This is a genomic window from Streptomyces sp. NPDC002536, assembly GCF_053594995.1.
This window is the reverse complement of record NZ_JBSFWU010000130.1, coordinates 1-17,576: the sequence shown is the minus strand read 5'-3', so window position 1 is coordinate 17,576 and position 17,576 is coordinate 1. Positions and strand designations below refer to the sequence as shown.

15 protein-coding genes and 1 pseudogene are annotated in these 17,576 nt (G+C 72.2%); 10 read left to right on the top strand and 6 right to left on the bottom strand.

What is annotated here, in order from left to right; all coding sequences use genetic code 11:
* Positions 1 to 170: 170 nt before the first annotated feature.
* Positions 171 to 1,073: a non-homologous end-joining DNA ligase gene (ligD, locus tag ACWD4B_RS31550; RefSeq protein ID WP_451423965.1), complete on the bottom strand. Its 903-nt coding sequence runs from the start codon at positions 1,071 to 1,073 to the stop codon at positions 171 to 173.
* A 32-nt stretch (positions 1,074 to 1,105) separates the two neighbouring features.
* Here ligD and ku point away from each other — a divergent pair, with 32 nt between their 5' ends.
* A complete protein-coding gene (ku, locus tag ACWD4B_RS31545) occupies positions 1,106 to 2,017 on the top strand; it encodes a non-homologous end joining protein Ku (protein ID WP_451423964.1) in 912 nt (303 codons plus the stop codon).
* A 5-nt stretch (positions 2,018 to 2,022) separates the two neighbouring features.
* Here the strand turns inward: ku and ACWD4B_RS31540 are convergent, their stop codons facing one another.
* Positions 2,023 to 4,701, bottom strand: a complete 2,679-nt coding sequence (locus tag ACWD4B_RS31540) for an ATP-binding protein (protein WP_451423963.1) — start codon at positions 4,699 to 4,701, stop codon at positions 2,023 to 2,025.
* A 426-nt stretch (positions 4,702 to 5,127) separates the two neighbouring features.
* Between ACWD4B_RS31540 and ACWD4B_RS31535 the strand changes: the two genes are divergently transcribed.
* The 5 genes from ACWD4B_RS31535 to ACWD4B_RS31515 are packed head-to-tail and all read left to right on the top strand — an operon-like array spanning position 5,128 to position 9,415.
* Positions 5,128 to 6,591, top strand: coding sequence for a sensor histidine kinase (locus ACWD4B_RS31535; RefSeq protein WP_451423962.1), 1,464 nt, complete (start codon positions 5,128 to 5,130; stop codon positions 6,589 to 6,591).
* Positions 6,592 to 6,620: 29 nt separating this feature from the next.
* Positions 6,621 to 7,028: a roadblock/LC7 domain-containing protein gene (locus ACWD4B_RS31530; protein WP_336417327.1), complete on the top strand. Its 408-nt coding sequence runs from the start codon at positions 6,621 to 6,623 to the stop codon at positions 7,026 to 7,028.
* Positions 7,025 to 7,384, top strand: coding sequence for a DUF742 domain-containing protein (locus ACWD4B_RS31525; protein WP_336417328.1), 360 nt, complete (start codon positions 7,025 to 7,027; stop codon positions 7,382 to 7,384). Before ACWD4B_RS31530 ends, ACWD4B_RS31525 begins: the two co-directional genes overlap by 4 nt.
* Complete coding sequence (locus ACWD4B_RS31520; protein ID WP_451423961.1) at positions 7,365 to 7,988, top strand: GTP-binding protein; 624 nt, start codon at positions 7,365 to 7,367, stop codon at positions 7,986 to 7,988. Before ACWD4B_RS31525 ends, ACWD4B_RS31520 begins: the two co-directional genes overlap by 20 nt.
* Positions 7,985 to 9,415: a cytochrome P450 gene (locus ACWD4B_RS31515; protein WP_451423960.1), complete on the top strand. Its 1,431-nt coding sequence runs from the start codon at positions 7,985 to 7,987 to the stop codon at positions 9,413 to 9,415. Before ACWD4B_RS31520 ends, ACWD4B_RS31515 begins: the two co-directional genes overlap by 4 nt.
* Here the strand turns inward: ACWD4B_RS31515 and ACWD4B_RS31510 are convergent.
* The gene (locus ACWD4B_RS31510; RefSeq protein WP_451423959.1) at positions 9,390 to 10,523 is read right to left on the bottom strand and encodes a terpene synthase family protein; all 1,134 of its coding nucleotides are present in this window, start codon (positions 10,521 to 10,523) and stop codon (positions 9,390 to 9,392) included. The two genes, ACWD4B_RS31515 and ACWD4B_RS31510, sit on opposite strands and share 26 nt — an antisense overlap.
* Positions 10,524 to 10,528: 5 nt before the next feature.
* The gene (locus tag ACWD4B_RS31505; RefSeq protein ID WP_451423958.1) at positions 10,529 to 11,434 is read right to left on the bottom strand and encodes an SAM-dependent methyltransferase; all 906 of its coding nucleotides are present in this window, start codon (positions 11,432 to 11,434) and stop codon (positions 10,529 to 10,531) included.
* A 569-nt stretch (positions 11,435 to 12,003) separates the two neighbouring features.
* On the opposite strand from ACWD4B_RS31505, the gene lnt reads away from it, so the two are divergent.
* Positions 12,004 to 13,509: an apolipoprotein N-acyltransferase gene (gene lnt, locus ACWD4B_RS31500; RefSeq protein WP_451423966.1), complete on the top strand. Its 1,506-nt coding sequence runs from the start codon at positions 12,004 to 12,006 to the stop codon at positions 13,507 to 13,509.
* A gap of 3 nt (positions 13,510 to 13,512) precedes the next feature.
* On the opposite strand, the gene ACWD4B_RS31495 is transcribed toward lnt, so the two are convergent.
* Together ACWD4B_RS31495 and ACWD4B_RS31490 are read right to left on the bottom strand one after the other, a co-directional pair.
* A complete protein-coding gene (locus ACWD4B_RS31495; RefSeq protein ID WP_451423957.1) occupies positions 13,513 to 14,409 on the bottom strand; it encodes a Gfo/Idh/MocA family protein in 897 nt (298 codons plus the stop codon).
* Positions 14,406 to 15,626 (bottom strand): FAD-dependent monooxygenase, encoded by a 1,221-nt coding sequence (locus ACWD4B_RS31490; protein ID WP_451423956.1) that lies wholly within the window; start codon positions 15,624 to 15,626, stop codon positions 14,406 to 14,408. Before ACWD4B_RS31490 ends, ACWD4B_RS31495 begins: the two co-directional genes overlap by 4 nt.
* A 244-nt stretch (positions 15,627 to 15,870) precedes the next feature.
* Here ACWD4B_RS31490 and ACWD4B_RS31485 point away from each other — a divergent pair, with 244 nt between their 5' ends.
* The 3 genes and pseudogenes from ACWD4B_RS31485 to ACWD4B_RS31475 all read left to right on the top strand — a co-directional run.
* Entirely contained in the window at positions 15,871 to 16,470 is a 600-nt protein-coding gene (locus ACWD4B_RS31485) for a TetR/AcrR family transcriptional regulator (RefSeq protein ID WP_451423955.1), read from the top strand.
* Between the two features lie 40 nt (positions 16,471 to 16,510).
* The gene (locus tag ACWD4B_RS31480; protein ID WP_451423954.1) at positions 16,511 to 17,029 is read left to right on the top strand and encodes a DinB family protein; all 519 of its coding nucleotides are present in this window, start codon (positions 16,511 to 16,513) and stop codon (positions 17,027 to 17,029) included.
* Between the two features lie 83 nt (positions 17,030 to 17,112).
* Positions 17,113 to 17,576, top strand: a pseudogene (locus ACWD4B_RS31475) (hypothetical protein); the annotation flags it as partial.

Genomic DNA, 17,576 nt, shown 5'->3' with positions numbered 1-17,576 from the left:
GCTGGGGGTGCCCCCAGGGGCTGCGCCCCGGACCCCTGGGGTGGTGCGTCGGCTGCGGGCCGGTGGGGGCTGGTCGCGCAGTTCCCCGCGCCCCTGACGGGGCACCCGGTCGCGCCCACGCGGCGGAGCCGCAAATCGACACAGCCCCGCGCCCCTTACGGGGCGCCCCCTCACGGAAGACGCCCCCGGGTCGCATCGCCGGTCAGCGGCGCCAGCAAATCGCCGAACTCCTCGGCACGGTCGAGCACCCGCTCCGGCGTGAAGGCCAGCTCCGCAGGATCCCGGCAGGCCGCGACCTCGTCCCAGGTGACGGGGGCGGCCACGGCAGGGCGGTCCCGCAGCCGGAGGGTGTAGGGCGCGGCGGTGGTCTTGGCGCTCGCATTCTGCGACCAGTCGATGAGCACCTTGCCGCGGCGCTCGACGCGCGTCATGGAGACCACCACCAGCCCGGGGTGCTCGCCCATCATCCGGGCGGCCAGCCCCTTGGCGTAGCCGCCGACCGCCCGCCCGGAGGCGGGGTGGACGGGCGCGTAGAGGTGCAGCCCCTTGGAACCGGAGACCACGGCGTGGGCGGTGAGCCCGTCGTCGTCCAGCAGCTGGCGCAGCCGCTGGGCGATGCGGCAGCAGACGACGAGATCGGCGCCCGGCCCCGGGTCCAGGTCGAGCACGAGCCGGTCGTGCCGGTCCGGCCCCGCGGCCGCCGTCCACTGCGGGACGTGCACCTCGTAGGCGCCCAGATTCACCATCGCGATCAGCGCCGCGGTCGAGTCGATCACGACCTGCCCGGTCACCCCCTCCCGGTGCTCCACGGGCACCACCCGCACCCACCCGGGCGCCCCCGGGGGCGGGTTCTTGGCGACCCAGCTCTCCCCCTCCGGCCCCTCGGGCGCCCGTACGAACGAGGCGGGACGCCCGTCGAGGTGCGGCACCATCGCGGGGGCGATCCGCGCGTAGTACTGCAGCACCTGCGCCTTGGTGTGTCCCGTGGCGGGGAAGAGCACCCGGTCGAGATGGGACAGCGACAGCCGGCGGCCGTCGATCTCCACCACCTGCCGGTCCGGAGTGACAGGCATAAGGTAGGAATTCCCCGCGGAGGGACAAATCCATGCGCACCATGTGGAAGGGCGCCATCGGTTTCGGCCTGGTCTCGGTGCCCGTACGCCTCTATGCCGCGACCCAGGAACACGGCATCAAGCTGCACCAGGTCCACGCCGAGGACGGCGGCCGGATCCACCTCAAGCGCGTCTGCGACAGCTGCGGCGAGGACGTCCCGTACGAGGAGGTGGCCAAGGGCTTCGAGGACGACGAGGGCCACACCGCGGTCGTCACCCAGAGCGACCTCGCGGGCCTGCCCCTGCCGAGCAAGAAGCTCATCGACGTCCTGGCCTTCGTCGACGCCGACCGCATCGACCCCCTGCAGCTGTCGAGCTCGTACTACCTCGCGCCGGACAGCACGGCCGCGGACAAGCCGTACGTCCTGCTGCGCGAAACCCTCAAACAGACCGACCGCGTCGCCGTCACCAAGATCGCCCTGCGCACCCGGGAGTCCCTGGCCCTGCTCCGCGTCCACGAGGACCTGCTGACCCTGCACACCATGTACTGGCCCGACGAGATCCGCGACAGCGCCGACCTCGCCCCGCCGTCCTCGGTGACCGTGCGCCCGCAGGAGCTGAAGATGGCCACGAGCCTGATGGACACGCTCTCGGAGGACTTCGACCTCGCCTCGCTGGAGGACGAGTACCAGGTCGCCCTGGACGAACTCATCGCCGCCCACCTGGACCACCGCCCGGTGACCAGGAAGGCCACCACGAAGGCACCCGACAACGTCATCGACCTGATGTCCGCCCTCCAGGCGTCCATCGACCGTGCCGCCGGAAAGCCGTCGGGGACGGCGAGGGCGAAGAAGACGGCGGCAGGCCGGGAGCCGGCCAGGGCGAAGGCCGAGCCGAAGAAGCGGACGGAGACGAAGAAGGCTGCGGCGAAGAAGAGCGGCAGCGCGCGGAAGAAGGCGGGCTGACGCGGTCAGACCACCGGCGCCAACTCCGTCCTGGCCCGGTCCGCCAGCCCCTCCGCCCCGCACTCCTCCGCGAGGTCCAGGCCCTCCCGGAGCTGCCCCGCCGCCTCGTCGTCACGACCTGCCCGGCGCAGCGCGGCGCCACGCTCCACCAATGCGGTCGCGTACTCGAAGCGGCACGGCGACCTCCGCAGGTACTCCACCGACCGGTCCAGCTTGACCAGGGCGTCCTCCGGGGTGGCCACCCGGGCGGCACGCCGCAGCGCCTCGCCGATGGCGGTGTCGGTGCCGAACCGCATGGCGTGCTGCACCGCCTGGTCCGCGAGAGCACGGGCGCGTTCGGGCTCTCCGGGGGCGACGGCCGCCGCCAGGTCCAGCGCCCACGGGGCCCAGAGAGTGTTGTGACGGCCCCGCTCGCTCAACCGCCGCCCGGCAGCCTCCAGTTCGGCGACGGCCTCCTTGGTCCGTCCGACGGCAAGCAGCAGCTTCCCGACCACGGACGCCGCATCAGGCATCACCATGGCCGGAGGATAGGGCGGGCCGAACGCATACTTCTCCGCAACGGCCCGGGCCTCGTCGACCCGGCCGCGGGCCAGCAGGGTGTCGACGAGCATGCAGGTCCCGTCCCACTGGATCGGCAGCCCCGGCCCCAGCCGGTCCGCGAGCCGGAGTCCCTCGCGCAGGTACTCCTCGGCGCGCGCCAGCCGGCCCCGGCGGAAGTGGACGAGTCCGAGGTACTCGTGGGCGAAGGCCAGATGGGCGCCGCGCCAACCGGAGATCTCGAAGGCGCGCACGGCCTCGGTGAAGAGCTCCTCGGCCTGGTCGAGACGGTCCGTGAAGGCATAGGTGATGCCGATGATGCTGGGGATCTCGAAGCCCCACTCGGTGTTCGTCCATCCCAGGCCGTCGGGGAGCCGGTTGCCCGTCAGGGTGCGGTCGGCGCGGTCGACGACGTCCATGGCGTCATCGCCGCGGATCATGCCGTCGAAGGCGTGGAGCGCCAGCAGGGCCCGCTCGGAGTTGTCGCGCCCGCTGAGGCGGTTGGCGAGTGCGGCGACCTCCCGGGAGCGCTCGTACGCCCCGTCCTCCTCCAGCTGGATCCCCTTCCAGAGGAAGTGGGCGGCCTGCAGCCGCATCCGGTCCGGGCCTGTCGGTGTCCTGGTGGCCTGATCGGCCACGACCTTCGCGGCTTCGGCCAGTTGGCTGTTGTGTGCGTACGCCTGCGACAGGCGGTACGTCGCATCGACGCGCAGGCCGTCCGGCAGCCCCGGCAGATCGAGTGCCGCACGCAGGTGGTTGATGGTGGCGGGCGGCGAGGTCAGCAGGGCCGAGCAGCCCAGCTCGTACAGCACACTCGCCTTGTCCTCGTCGGGCGGCGGTTCGGCCAGCGCCCGCTCCAGACATCGGGTCGCGGCCTCGGGAGCGCCGACGGCGAGGTGTTCCCTGGCCGCTCTGCGCAGCTGCCGCACCAGGTCCGGGTCGTCGTCGGGGTGGACCTCCAGGAGGTGCCGCGAGGCGATGGCGGCGCCCTGCCCGGCGTTGGTGACCGCCCAGGCCGCCAGCCCGTGCATCGCGGTGCGCGTGGCGGGCGGGATGGCCTGGTAGACGGCGGTGGCGATCAGGGGATGGACGAATTCGAGCTCGGTGACGCCGACCAGGATGCGGGCCTCGCGCAGCCGGTCCGCACAGCTCAGGCCCTCCGCGGGGCTCATGCCGGCGACCATGGCGGCCATGCGGGGCGCGATCTCCGTACCGAGCACGGCGGCGGCCCAGGCGAACCGGGTGGTGGACGTGCCCAGTTGTTCGAGCCGGGTGACCAGGCCGCTCCCTCGGGCGGCGGCACCGAGCTCGCGGAGCAGGGCCGCCGACTCCTCCGTGGGCTTGAGACCGCGGTCCCGGGACTTGGCGATCAACTCGACGGCCTCGTACGGATTGCCACCGGTGACGGCCCAGATCTCGCGGCAGAAGGGGTCGTCGGACCGCGCGCCCAGGGCGCCGCGCACCAGCTCGGCCACGGCTGCCGGAGTGAGCGGGTGCAGGACGACGGGGCGGTGGCCGCGGCCGTCGACCAGATCCCCGAACGCGGGTACCTGCCGGGGCAGCTCGCGGGGACGGTAGGCGGCGATCAGGAGGACCGGCAGCTCTCCGAGCCGCACGGCGAACGAGCTGATCCAGTTCAGCGATTCCGCATCCACCCAGTGCGCGTCGTCGACGACCATGATCAACGGTCCCCGCTTCATGGCGAATTGGGCGACCAGCCAGTCGAGGCCGTCGCGCACACCCTGCGGGTCGGGCTGCGCACCGGTCGGCGGCGCGATCCCCAGAGCCGGTCCCGAGATGTCGTGCCAGGCACCGAGCAGCTCCTCGCGCTCCGCCGGGGCCATGGGAGCCAGGGCGGGCTGCAGCAACTGCCGGACGACATGGAAGGGAACGGTTTCCGCACCCTTGCTGCCGCGGGCGGACAGCACGGTGCAGCCGCCGAGTCCGGCGGCGATCCGCCGCACCTCGCCCAGCAGCGCGGTCTTCCCGGTACCCGCCTCGCCGCTGCAGAACAGCAGCCCTCCGCGGGGCCGGTCGCGCCCGGGCCCGCCGCACAGCTCCTCGACCGCCCGCCGAGCCGCCGCGATCTCTTCCTCGCGCTCGAACAGGGCGGTGGGCGGGCGGTGTTGGTCCTGTTGCCCGGTCATGACACTGCCCTCCCGTATGGGTCCGATGAGGCGAGCCTAGCCCGGACGGCGAGCCTTGGGGCGAGGTTCGCAGGACAGACCACTCGCGGGCCACCCGCGGGCCACTCGCGGACAGGAGCCCGCCCCCGTACGCACAGACCGGCATCATTCAAATGCCTTTTCGATAATGGCCGGTGCAGGGGGCATTGTGATGCCTTTCGAATTCGGCCGTCAGCCCATTCTGCGAATATGACAACTTCCCGTCGGAGCGTCGCGCGACCGGCTACGCTCCATCTCGCGCAGCGGGTTGTGGCGACTGCAGCACGCTGCCGTCTGCCGCTGCGCTGCCGCGACCGGAGAACCTCCTCATCCTCATTCGCGCTCGGGCGGCTCCCTTTATTCCCACGTCGCCCCCCGACTTGCTTTCCAAAGCGCCCGAGGTTCCCGATGGTTGGTACTGGATCGTCACATCAAGTCAGGCGGCCCGCCTCCGCACTCATATGGCTGGTCCCCCCTGTCGTGCTGGCGGTCTGCACGGCCACCGCCGCGGTGTTCGCACCTCTCGACGTACGCGCCCCGGCGGCCTGGTGCGGAACGGCGGCCACCGTGGCCGTCGCGCTCACCTCCTCCGAGGCGGTGCGCCGGGGACGGGTCATCGCCTCCCTGCGCCACCGGTGCGCCGAGCAGGAGGCGGTGCTCCGGCACCGGCTCGTCCAACAGGAGCGCGAGACGCAGCGACTGGCCCGTGAGCTGCTGCCGCACACGGTGACGCTGCTGCAGAGCGGCGTCGGCGCCGAGGAAGTCCTCAGCGCCGTCTCCCGGCCGAGCCCGCTCGACCCTGCATTCGCCGCGGCGCACCGCTCGGTGCTGCGCTCCGTGATCGACGCCGTGCAGGCGGAGGAGGGCCTGCGCGACTCGGCGCACCGCGCGTTCGTCAACATCGCCCGCCGTATGCAGGCCATCGTGCACCAACAGGCCACCGACCTGCGGGAGATGGAGGACCGGCACGGCAACGAGCCGGAGGTCTTCAGCGACCTGCTCCACCTCGACCACGGCACCGCGCTGATCGGCCGCCTCGCCGACAGCATCGCGGTCCTCGGCGGATCCCGGCCCGGCCGCCAGTGGAAGAACCCGGTTCCCCTCTACAACGTGCTGCGGGGCGCCATGTCCCGGGTGATGGACTACCGGCGGGTGGACCTGCACTCGGTGGCGGACGTCGCCATCACCGGTTCCGGGGTGGAACCGCTGATCCACGCCGTCGCCGAACTGCTGGACAACGCCACCCGGTACTCCCCGCCGCAGACCCGGGTCCATCTCACCGCCGTCGAGGTCCAGTCGGGGGTGGCCGTCGAGATCGAGGACGCCGGTGTCGGCCTCACCGATGAGGCGCGCCGTCGCGCCGAGGCCGTGCTCGAACTGGCCGACCGCGGTCTCGACCTCAACGACCTCGGCGAGACCCCCCGGCTGGGCCTCGCCGTCGTCGGCAAGCTCTCCAAGATGTACGGGTTCAGGGTTTCGCTGCGCTCCTCCGCCTACGGCGGGGTCCGCGCCGTTCTGATCGTTCCGCAGAGCCTGGTCACGGCGAGCGCCACTCCGGGCGGCGAGATCGCCCGTGCCGCCACCCTGCCGCCCCCCAAGCCCAGGAAGAAGCCCGGCCGGCCCCTGCCGCCGCCACCGCCCCTCGAACTGCCGGGCCCGGCCTCCGATGCTCCGGGAGGACTTCCGCAACGCCGGCGGCGGGTACCGGGCATGAGCCCCAGGACTGCGCGCGGGACCACGGCCGACCGGGCGTCGGGCAGCCGCCGGCCGCCCGCACCGGCCGAACCCGTACAGCCGGGCATCTGGCTGTCCGCCTTCACCGACGCCATCAACGGCAGGGAATCCACGGGCGGTCGGGGCACCGAACAGTGATGAATCGTCAGACAAGAAAGAGTGGCCAAGTGACGCAGCAGCGGTTCAACATGGACTGGATGCTCAAGGATCTGGCATCCAGTGTTCCGCAGACCCGCCACGTGATCGTGCTGTCCTCGGACGGCCTGCGCATGGCTCAGCACGGTACGGACACGGACGCCGCGGACCGGCTGGCCGCCGCCTGCGCAGGGCTGCAGAGTCTGTCGGCGGCCGTGGCCGCCGAATTCCCGCAGGGCGACGGGCAGATGCGCCTCGTGGTCATCGAGGTCGACGGCGGCTTCTTCTATCTGATGGCCGCCGGTGCGGGCGCCTATCTGGCGGTGCTGGCCGACGACGACGTGGACGCCGGTCTGATGGGGCAGCAGATGCGGGACCTCGTGGCGCGCATCGGCGAACACCTCACCAGTCCGCCCCGGGTGTCCGGGCCGGTGGCATGAACAAACCCGAACGGGCATGGGATCCCGGCAATCCGGACCGCCTGTACATCCTCACCAGCACGAGCGACGGTACGGGCAAGGAAGTCAGAATCGATCTGGTCACGCTGGTCGTCTCCCGCACGGAAGGCGACCCCGGCCTGCAGCCCGAGCACTGCGCCATTGCCCGGATGTGCGACTACCCCTTGTCCGTGGCCGAGATATCCGCCTATCTCACCCTGCCCGTCAGCACCGTCACCGTTCTGCTCAAGGACCTGCTGACGCGTGAACTCGTGGAAGCCAGACCACCGGTACCGGTCGCCACGGTGCCCGACGCCCGACTCCTGGAGGCGGTGATGCATGGACTACAGAATCTCTGATTCACCCGCAGGGCCCAGGAGGGAGGACATCCTCCCCGCCTCGACCGCGGCAGCCGTCAAGGTGGTGATCGTCGGTGGTTTCGGGGTCGGCAAGACGACCCTGGTGGGCACCGTCAGCGAGATCAGACCGCTGACCACCGAGGAGACGATGACCCAGGCCGGTGTCGGCGTGGACGACCTCGCCGGCATCGAGCAGAAGATCGAGACGACCGTCGCGATGGACTTCGGGCGGATCAGCATCAACGAGCAGCTGGTGCTGTATCTGTTCGGCACCCCGGGCCAGGAGCGCTTCTGGTTCCTGTGGGACGGCCTCTTCGAGGGCGCCCTGGGAGCGGTGGTCCTGCTCGACACGCGCCGCCTGGAGGTCAGTTACGAGGTCGTCGACCTCCTGGAGGAGCGCGGCGTGCCGTTCGTCGTCGCCGTCAACTCCTTCCCCGGCGCGCCCGTTCACCCCATGCCGGAGCTGCGGGCCGCCATGGACCTTCCCGACGAGGTGCCGTTGTTCGCCTGCGACGCCCGTGACCGCATCTCCTGCCGCGACACCCTGATGACCCTCATGCGCTACCTGTACGCGCTCGCCAACCGATCCCCGGAGCCACAGTGACCCCACCAGACGAACACTCCCGTACCGAGACCGCGACCGCCCCTCCCCCGCAGTGCCCGGCGCACGCCTACGGCACGGGCGGCACGGTGCGGCTGTACGGGCCCGCTGCGGAGGCCGACCCGATGGGCCTGTACGAGCAACTGCGCGAGCGGTACGGCGCGGTGGCACCCGTGCTGCTGCACGGCGACCTCCCGGCCTGGCTGGTCCTCGGCTACCGCGAGAACCTGGACGTCATGCGCACCCCCTCACGCTTCTCCCGCGACTCCCGCAACTGGCGTGACATGCGCGAGGGGAAGCTCACCCCCGAGCACCCGCTGGCCCCGATCTCGACCTGGCAGCCCATCTGCGCCTTCGCCGACGGCCAGGTGCACGAGCGCTGGCGGGGCGCCATCAACGACTCCATGGGGCGATTCGACCGCCGTGGCATGCGCCGGCACATCACCCGGTTCGCGGGACAGCTGGTCGACCGGTTCTGCACCACCGGCACCGCGGACCTGGTCGACGACTTCGCCGAGCACCTCCCCATGCTGGTGATGACCCAGCTCATCGGCATGCCCGAGGAGTACGGCCCGCGTCTGGTCAAGGCCGCCCGCGACATGATCAAGGGCACGGAGACGGCGGTCGCCAGCAACGCGTACGTACAGGAGACACTGCGCAAACTGGTGGCGCGCAAGCGGGCCGACCCTGGGCCGGACTTCACCAGCTGGCTGCTGGAGCACCCGTCCGAGCTCACCGACGACGAGGTCCAGCAGCATCTGCGCCTGGTGCTCATCGCCGCATACGAGACCACCGCCAACCTCATCGCCAACACGCTGCGCATGGTGCTGACGGACCCGCGCTGCCGTGCCAATCTGGCGGGCGGGCACATGACGCTCCCGGATGCGGTCGAGCAGATCCTGTGGGACGAGCCCCCGTTCACCACCATCCTGGGCCGCTGGGCGACCCAGGACACGGAGCTCGGCGGACACAGGATCAAGTCCGGTGACCCCCTGGTGCTGGGCCTCGCCGCCGCCAATCTGGACACGGCGATCCGGCCCGACCCCACCGCACCCGTGCACGGCAACCGCTCGCACCTCGCCTTCAGCGGAGGGGCCCACGAGTGCCCGGGCCAGGACATCGGCCGGGCCATCGCGGACACCGGCATCGAGGCGCTGCTGACCCGGCTGCCCGACATCCGGCTGGCGGTGCCGGAGGACGAGCTGTCCTGGGTGTCGGCGCTGATGTCACGTCATCTCGTCGAGCTGCCCGTGGAGTTCACGCCTCAGCAGCCCCAGCCGATGCCCCTTCCCGAGCTGCCCGCTCCGGCCCCGGCGGCACAGGACGCCGGGGATCCCACCGGCGCCACGGACCGGACGGTTCCGGCCCCGTCGTCCTCCACACGACGGTCCTGGTGGGCCTCGCTCACGCGGTGGCTGCGCAGGGGGTGACAGGAGCATCAAGCTGCTCCCACCACCAGGCCGCCGACGCTATGGGCAGCGGCGCGGTCCCGGAGTCACGGGGACTGTCCCGCCAGGTGATGCCGTAGGTCGCCCCCGGCACCGGAAGGTCGTACCGGTTCCGGGGGCTGGCATAGCGCGGCGCGGCATCCATCCACCGGATGCAGCCGGAGATGTAGTGCCCCAGAGCCTCCAGATAGCGCCGCAGGTGAAGGCCGGCGTTCCTGCCGATCTGCGCCCGCAGGTCCAGGAAGAGCGTCATGGTGCGGTCCCTTATGGCCAGGGCCTCCTCCAGAGCCTGATCCGCCGGGCAACGCCGCTGGTGGGCCAGGACGTTGACGATGTTCTGGTCCGTCGTCTCCTGACTGTCCTCCTTCGCGTACGAGAAGAGGTCGTTGTCGCAGCTGACGATGAAACCGGCCGCCTCGGTGAGCGCCTGGACCGGGGCCGAGTACAGCTCGTGGTCCGGGATGTGGATACCACTGGCGATCTCGCTCCAGGAGAGGGAGAAGCGGGTGCCGTTGATCGAGGGCCGCATGGCGACGTAGTCGGACAGGCTCGGCATCACACCGCGCTCGACATTGCTGACCTGCCATGCGGCGCCGAAGAGCCAGTCCCGCATCCCCTCGGCCACGCGCCGGAGTTGCACGGGCGTGGTCATGGCGCGTGTGCGGGCGGCGAGGTCCTCGAGCGCCGCGTCGAAGGGGGTGCTGCCGAGCATGCCGGAGCCCGGCGCCTCCAGGCAGCGCGACACCCGCGCGTTGAGGTCGACGATCGCGGCGGTCCTGACATCGGCGGCACCGGTGTCGTGGCAGATGTCGTCGAGGGCGAAGGCCCAGTGGTTCCACTCGATGAACAGCAGCAGCGGCTCGTCGTCCCCGTGGGGGATGATGCGGCAGCTGAAGTCGGCGCTGTGGGTCGCGATGCTCCAGGCCCGGTCCATGGAGTTCCCGAAGATGCCCATGGAGTCGAGCCAGGCGATGGCCCGTTGTTCGAGCTGTCCGACCCTCGGGTGGACGGCCGGTTCGATCGGGCAGTAGAAAGGGGGCAGCCGCCAGCCGATGGCCGACGGGCGAGAGCGCGTCGAGGTCTCCGTCATGGCGCTCACCCTTCCAATCGGAACAACAGCATCCGCGTCTCCACCGCGTGATCGCGCCACGCGCGGAACAGTTTCCCGTGCGCCAGCGCCGATTCCGTCAACCGTTTCTCGTCGATCGGCGAGGCCACCCCGGTGCGCGCCGCGCGGTCCAGCTCCGCCGTCGTCCAGGCCATGGACTGGACCCAGAACTCCGCGACGCGGTCGGTGATGTCCTCGTCCTGCTCCAGCCCGAAGCCGGCCGCCTCGGCCGCCACGATGTACTCGGCGAGGGTGCCGAGCCTGGTCTTGTAGTAGCCGTCGATGAAGGACGTCCACTCGGGGCGGCACAGGAAGTGCTCCTGGATGCCGAACCAGCTGCCCGGCCTGAGGGCCTTGGCGACCACCGTGAAGAGCCGCTCGCGGTCCATGTAGCCCGAGCTCTCGATGGCCACGGCCGCGTCGTAGCGCTGTTCCTCGCACAGGTCGTGGATGTCGCCGAGGACGGGGGTCACCAGGTCCTCGACTCCGGCCTGCTCGACCAGGTCCGCCATCACGGGGACGTGCTTGGCCGTCACCGTCATGGCCGTGACGGAGCAACCGTACTCCTGGGCCCAGTAGATGGAGCCGCCGCCGAGACCGCAGCCGATGTCGAAGAGGTGCGACGGCGGGGTGTCCTTCACGCCCCAGATGAGGGCGGCGTGGTCGAGGGCCGCCTCCTGGGACTCGAGGAGACGGCGGCGCAGGACGCTCTGGGCCACGGTGGTGTTGGGCGCGACGCCGGTGTCGAACAGCCCCACATGGAAATGGACCCGTGGTCCGGGTCCGTACTTGTGCAGGATGTCCGCTGTCTTCCTCGAGTAGTACGACGGCACCTGTGTCTCGTCGCGCCCTGTGGCAGGAGCGGCGGTCACCTCGGCGACAAGGTTCTCCATGATCCCTCCGAGACATCGGCTGTCGATGGACGCAGGAACGACGCCGGGCGCTGTGCGATCACGCACGTGAGTCACGCCGCCGCCCGGCGACAGACGACCAGCATTCCTGTCCACTTTTGTGCGGTACCTGCCCAGGCCGGTCCATCGATAACCCGCATTACGTACCGACCTGCGCCTTTCTGGCGCTTCTTTTGCGGATCGTCTCGGATCAGTTTGTAGCGAAACGCGAAGCTTGAGGACCGCTCCGCGATCGGAATGGCTGAAAGCTGCGCGCCGTTGTCGGAGTTTTGGCCTGCCGGGAGACGCGGATCCGGACGCGCGGCATCTGGCCGGATTTCGCGTATCCACGAGGTGTACGGACGATCCCGGGGGGCGCCCGACTATGCACGCGCCCCTTGGCCGGAGGGAAACCCGAGCAAGCCGTCGGTTTCCGGGAGTGCCGTGGCATCGTGGGATCCTCACCCAGCCGGAGCGAGGGAGGCGCGGACATGGTTCCGTCGGTCGGCCTGAGGAAGCGGTTCCGGTTCTCCGCCCCGCCCGGGCCCGGGCGCCGGCCCTGGCGACGCGGCATGGCGGCGGTCGCGGCCGGGGCGCTGCCCGCCCTGGCCTTTCCCGCGCCCGCACTGTGGTGGCTGGCCTGGGTGGCCTTGGTGCCCTGGCTGCTGCTGGTGCGGTCGGCCGGTACGGCCCGGCGGGCCGCCCTGGAGGGCTGGCTCGGTGGTGCGGGGTTCCTGCTCGCCGTGCATCACTGGCTGCTGCCCAGCCTGCACGTCTTCATCCTCGTCCTGGCCGCGCTGCTGGGGCTGCTGTGGGTGCCGTGGGGGCTGCTGGTGCACCGGCTGCTGGGCGGTTCGCCCGGCCCCGGCCGGGTGGCGGCGGCCCTGCTGGTGGTGCCCTCCGGCTGGCTGCTGGCCGAACTCGTGCGCTCCTGGCAGTACCTGGGCGGCCCGTGGGGGCTGCTCGGGGCCAGCCAGTGGCAGGTGGCGCCCGCGCTGCGGGTCGCGTCGGTGGGCGGCGTCTGGCTCGTCGGCTTCCTCGTCGTCGCCGTCAACACCGCACTGGCCGCGCTGATTTCGGCCTCCGGCGCCCGGGGCCGCACCACCGCCCTGGCGGGCGGGCTCGCCTGCGCGGCGGTCGTCGGCGGGATCTGGCTGGGCGCGCCGCTGCCGCAGGGCGCCGGAGCGGTGCGCATCGCGGTCGTACAGCCCGGGGAGATCGACGGCGTCGGCAGCGTGCAGCGGCGCTTCGCCCGCGAGGAGCAGCTCACCCGGCAACTGGCCGGGCAGCGCGTGGATCTGGTGGTGTGGGGCGAGAGCAGCGTCGGCGAGGACCTCGGGCAGCAGCCGCAGTTGAGCAGCCGGCTCGCCGCACTGTCGCGCACGGTCGGCGCGGACCTGCTCGTCAATGTGGACGCCCGGCGCTCGGACCGGCCGGGGATCTTCAAGAGTTCGGTGCTGATCGGGCCCGACGGGCCGACCGGCGACCGCTACGACAAGATGCGGCTGGTCCCGTTCGGCGAGTACGTCCCGGCACGCTCGCTGCTGGGCTGGGCGACCTCGGTGGGCAAGGCGGCGCAGGAGGACCGCAGGCGCGGCGACCGGCAGGTGGTGATGCGGCTGCCGGAGCGGTACGCGGGCGGGCTGCGGATCGGCCCGCTGGTGTGCTTCGAGTCGGCGTTCCCGGACATGAGCAGGCAACTGGCCCGGGACGGCGCCCAGTTGCTCGTCGCCCAGTCGGCGACCTCCACCTTCCAGCACAGCTGGGCCCCCCTCCAGCACGCCTCGCTGGCCGCGATGCGCGCCGCCGAGACCTGGCGGCCGATGGTGCACGCCACCCTCACCGGTGTGAGCGCGGTCGCGGACGCGCGCGGCCGGACCGTCGGCCCGTGGCTGGGCACCGGGCGCAGTACGGCCGTGGTCTACGACGTCCCGCTCGCCCGGGGCACCAGCCCGTATGTCGGGGCGGGCGACTGGACGGCCCACGGCGCGCTGGCCGTGCTGGCCGTCTTCTGTGCCGTCGAGGGGGTGCGCACCCGCCGGCGGCGCGTCAAGCCGACGGCTGCGTCAGCCCGTTGACGTCTATCCGGTGATCTCCGTGACGATCCGCTCGCACAGCTCGTGCGTCCGCAGTGCGTCCTCCGCGTCGAGCACCTTGCCCGCCTCGACCGCTTCGAGGAAGGCGAGCACACACTGCTCCACACCGCGCTGGCGGGCCACCGGCACCCAGTCGCCGCGGCGGCGGATGCTCGGCTGTCCCTTGTGGTCCACGATGTCGGCGAGGTTGAGCACCTGCCGCTTGGTGTCCTGGCCGGAGACCTCCAGGATCTCCTCGGTGGAGCCGCTCATCCGGTTCATGGTGCCGATGGCGGTGAAGCCGTCGCCGGACATCTGCAGCACCACGTGGTGCACGAGCCCGTCCTGCACCCTGGCCCGGACGCCCACGTGGTCGACGGTCCCCGGCGCGAGGAAGCGCAGGGTGTCGACGACGTGGATGAAGTCGTCGAGGACGAGCGTGCGCGCGTCCTCGGGCAGGCCGACGCGGTTCTTCTGCATCAGGATCAGGTCGCGCGGGTGCTCCAGGCACTGCGCATAGCCCGGCGCCCAACGGCGGTTGAAGCCGACCGTCAGGGAGACCTGCCGCTCCTGCGCCAGACGGACCAGCCGCTCGCTCTCCGCGAGGTCGTAGGCGAGCGGCTTGTCGACGAAGACCGGCACATCCGCCTCCAGGAGGCGGGTGACGAGGGCGGGGTGCACCGCGGTCGGCGCGTGCACGAACGCGGCGTCGAGGCCGGCGGCGAGCAGCGAGTCGAGGTCCGCGTGCCGGTGGGCGGCGGGCACCCGGTGGGTGTCCGCGACACGGTGCAGGGTGGCGGGGGTACGGGTGTGGAGGTGCGGTTCCAGCCCGGGGCGGGCGGTGAGAACAGGCAGGTACGCCTTCTGCGCGATGTCTCCGAGCCCGATGACGCCGACCTTCACCTGTGACCTCCTTGGTGTTCCGCCTCCGCCCCCGCCTCGGCAGCATACGTGGGGGCCGGCGGACGCCAGTCGGTGATCCCCTCGTACCCGCGCAGGAGCAGGCCCGGGGCGAAGCGGCCGGCCGCGGCGAGCAGGGCCTGACGGAGGAACAGGCCGGGGGCGCCGCCGGCCAGGGCCACCCGGCCGACGCGGGCCGACCGGCGGGCGATGTCCATCGTGCGCGGCAGCCGCTCGCGGGTGTAGGCGTCGAGGGTTCCTGCGGCCCCGGGCGCCGCGTGGTGGGCGAGGACGACGGCGTCCTCGATGGCCTGGTTGCCGCCCTGGCCGAGGTTGGGGGTCATGGCGTGGGCGGCGTCGCCCAGCAGGGCGGTGCGGCCGCGGTGGTAGGCGGGCAGCGGGCGGGTCATGGAGCGGATGTCGTGGCGGAGGACGTCCGCGGGGGCGACGGCCGCGAGGATACCGGGGACCGGGTGGTGCCAGGTGCCGAAGAGGCGCAGCAGCTCGGCCTTTTCGTCGTCGGGGGCGCGGCTCCCCTCCGGGGCGAGGGCCGAGGCGTAGGCGTAGACCCGTCCGTCCTTGAGCGGCTGAGTGCCCCACAGCCTGCCCCGGCCCCAGGTCTCGTGCGGCGGGAACGGCCGTTCCGGGGCGGGGACGACGACGCGCCAGGTGGTGAATCCGGCGTACGCGGGGCGGGGGTGGCCGGGGAACAGGGCGCCGCGGACGGCCGAGTTGATGCCGTCGGCGCCGACGACGAGGTCGGCTTCGAGCTCGCCGTCGTCGGTGGCGACGCGGGCGCACCGGTCGTCGGCGCCGGGGTCGGCCAGGTGTGCGGCGGTGCCGGTGCGCAGCGCTCCGTCGGGCAGCCGGGCGGCGAGCAGGCCGGCGAGGGTGGCCCGGTGCAGGAGGACGAGGGGTCCGCCGAAACGCTCTGCCACGGCGGCGCCGTCGGTGCGGGCGAGCCAGCGGCCGCCCGGGGTGAGCAGGCCGGCGTCGCCCTGCAGGGCGGCGAGTGCGCGGATCTCGTCGCCCAGGCCGATGAGGTCGAGGGCGCGCTGGGCGTTGGGGGTGAGGGAGATGCCGGCGCCGACCGGTTCGAGGGAGGGCGCGCGCTCCAGGACGGTGACGTGCCAGCCGCGCCGGTGCAGGGCGGCCGCGGCGGTGAGACCGCCGATTCCGGCGCCGATGACGACGGCTCGGGGGGTGCGGGATGTGTCCACGGTGGGGGCTCCTCGCGACGCGGTACGGAAACTACACATGTAGTTCCCGTGAGGGAACTTACTACACCCGTAGTGCATGTGCCCCGTCAGGGGCGCGGGGAACTGCGCGAGCAACCACCGACGGTCTGCAGCCGACGCACTACCCGGGGTCCGGGGCGAAGCCCCGAGAGCTTCGACTGCGGGCGCGTCGTGGCTGGTCGCGCAGTTCCCCGCGCCCCTGACGGGGCGCTATAGGTTGGCCCCCATGAACACCGCACGCCCCGGCCGCCCAGGCCGGCCCCGCGCCGAACTGGTCGCCGACGCCGCCATCACCCTGCTCGCCGAGCGCGGCCTGCGAGGGCTGACCCACCGGGCGGTCGACGAGGCCGCCGGACTGCCGCCCGGTTCGACGTCCAACGTCGCCCGCACGCGTGCGGCCCTGCTGGAGGCGGCGGTGCGGCGGCACGCGCAGCGGGAAGCGGAGCTCCTCGTTCCGGACGAGATGCCGGACCTCACGGGCGGGCTCGACGCCCTGACCGACGCCCTCGCCCTCGCCCTGTACCGCTCCCTCACCCGCCACCGCGAACTGGCGCTGGCCCGCTACGAACTGGCGCTGGAGGCGAACCGGAGGCCCGAACTCCGCGCCGTCTACGATGCGCTGGGCCTGGGCTTCCGTGCACCGCTCATCGCCCTGATGACGGCCGCCGGTTCCGCCGAGCCCGAGCGGCACGCGATGTCGGCGCTCGCGTGGTACGACGGGATGCTGTTCTCCTGCGTCGCCGGGCAGTACCACACCGAGGTGCCGGAACAGGCGCAGCTGCGTGCGGGGTTCGCCGAGCTGCTGCGCGGCATGCTGGGCGGATAACCTGTGGCGCGGCCGTGAGCAGGGCGTCAGGATGTCGCGCATGACGACCCCTGATCGCACGTTCCCGCCCTCCATCGCCGACGAGCGCAGCAGCCTGGAGAGCTGGCTCGACTTCCACCGCGCCACGCTTGCGGTGAAGTGCGCCGGCCTCGACGACCGGCAGCTGCGCGAGGCCTCCGTGCCGCCGTCGATGATGACGCTGCTCGGGCTGGTGCGGCACATGGCCGAGGTGGAACGCGCCTGGTTCCGCAAGGTGTTCGCGGGCGACGCGACGGCCGGGCCGCTGTACTACACGGACGAGGACCCCGACGGGGACTTCCGGGTCTCCGGGACGGACACCTGGGACGAGGCCAACGCCGCCTGGCAGGCGCAGATCGCCGCGGCCCGCGACATCGTGCAGGGCCGCTCGCTGGACGACGTCGGCACCGGCCGCCGGCACCGGGACGGCGCACAGGTCGACCTGCGCTGGATCTACGTGCACATGATCGAGGAGTACGCGCGCCACAACGGCCACGCCGACTTCCTGCGCGAGCGCATCGACGGCGCGACCGGCTCCTGACCGGAGCGCGGGCGGGCGGATGCCCCCTCCTCACCCCTGCGGGGCCTTCCCAACTGCCCGTATGCGCAAGCAGGGTTGGGCGAGTGCACCGAATGCCCGCAGCGGCAGCCCTGGTGGCGGTGGCGATGTCGGCCGCCGTCGGCTGCGTCTCCGTATCCCCGCACTCCCCGGCCCCCGGCGGCCGGCCCGGCGCCCGCCCCGGCATGGTCCAGGGAAGCACCCGTGAGGGCCTGACCGTCACCGGCCCCGGTGCCTCCTCGGCGCCGGCGCCGCAGCCGTCGTCCCCGGCGGCCGACGGGGCCCAGGGCAAGGCGCAGGGCCCAGTGGGCGATCCGCGGGATCCCCGGGATCCGCACGACCCGAAGGAACCCGCCGAGCCGCGGGAACCGGCCGAACCCGGCGAGCCCGGCGCTGCGTCGCGCCCTGCGGACTCCTCGCCCGCGCACCCCCCGAACGCCTCCGGCCCGGACCGCACCACGGGCGCTCAACTACCGTGTGGGCATCGAGGGTTTCGCGCAGCTCGACGGCGCGCCCGCCAACCGGGGCC

Excerpts from the sequence above, each read along its gene's own strand:
- ligD (WP_451423965.1), bottom strand. The coding sequence starts at position 1,073 with ATGCCTGTCACTCCGGACCGGCAGGTGGTGGAGATCGACGGCCGCCGG.
- ku (WP_451423964.1), top strand. The coding sequence starts at position 1,106 with ATGCGCACCATGTGGAAGGGCGCCATCGGTTTCGGCCTGGTCTCGGTG.
- ACWD4B_RS31540 (WP_451423963.1), bottom strand. The coding sequence starts at position 4,701 with ATGACCGGGCAACAGGACCAACACCGCCCGCCCACCGCCCTGTTCGAG.
- ACWD4B_RS31535 (WP_451423962.1), top strand. The coding sequence starts at position 5,128 with ATGGTTGGTACTGGATCGTCACATCAAGTCAGGCGGCCCGCCTCCGCA.
- ACWD4B_RS31525 (WP_336417328.1), top strand. The coding sequence starts at position 7,025 with ATGAACAAACCCGAACGGGCATGGGATCCCGGCAATCCGGACCGCCTG.
- ACWD4B_RS31520 (WP_451423961.1), top strand. The coding sequence starts at position 7,365 with ATGGACTACAGAATCTCTGATTCACCCGCAGGGCCCAGGAGGGAGGAC.
- ACWD4B_RS31510 (WP_451423959.1), bottom strand. The coding sequence starts at position 10,523 with ATGACGGAGACCTCGACGCGCTCTCGCCCGTCGGCCATCGGCTGGCGG.
- ACWD4B_RS31505 (WP_451423958.1), bottom strand. The coding sequence starts at position 11,434 with ATGGAGAACCTTGTCGCCGAGGTGACCGCCGCTCCTGCCACAGGGCGC.
- lnt (WP_451423966.1), top strand. The coding sequence starts at position 12,004 with ATGGCGGCGGTCGCGGCCGGGGCGCTGCCCGCCCTGGCCTTTCCCGCG.
- ACWD4B_RS31485 (WP_451423955.1), top strand. The coding sequence starts at position 15,871 with ATGAACACCGCACGCCCCGGCCGCCCAGGCCGGCCCCGCGCCGAACTG.
- ACWD4B_RS31480 (WP_451423954.1), top strand. The coding sequence starts at position 16,511 with ATGACGACCCCTGATCGCACGTTCCCGCCCTCCATCGCCGACGAGCGC.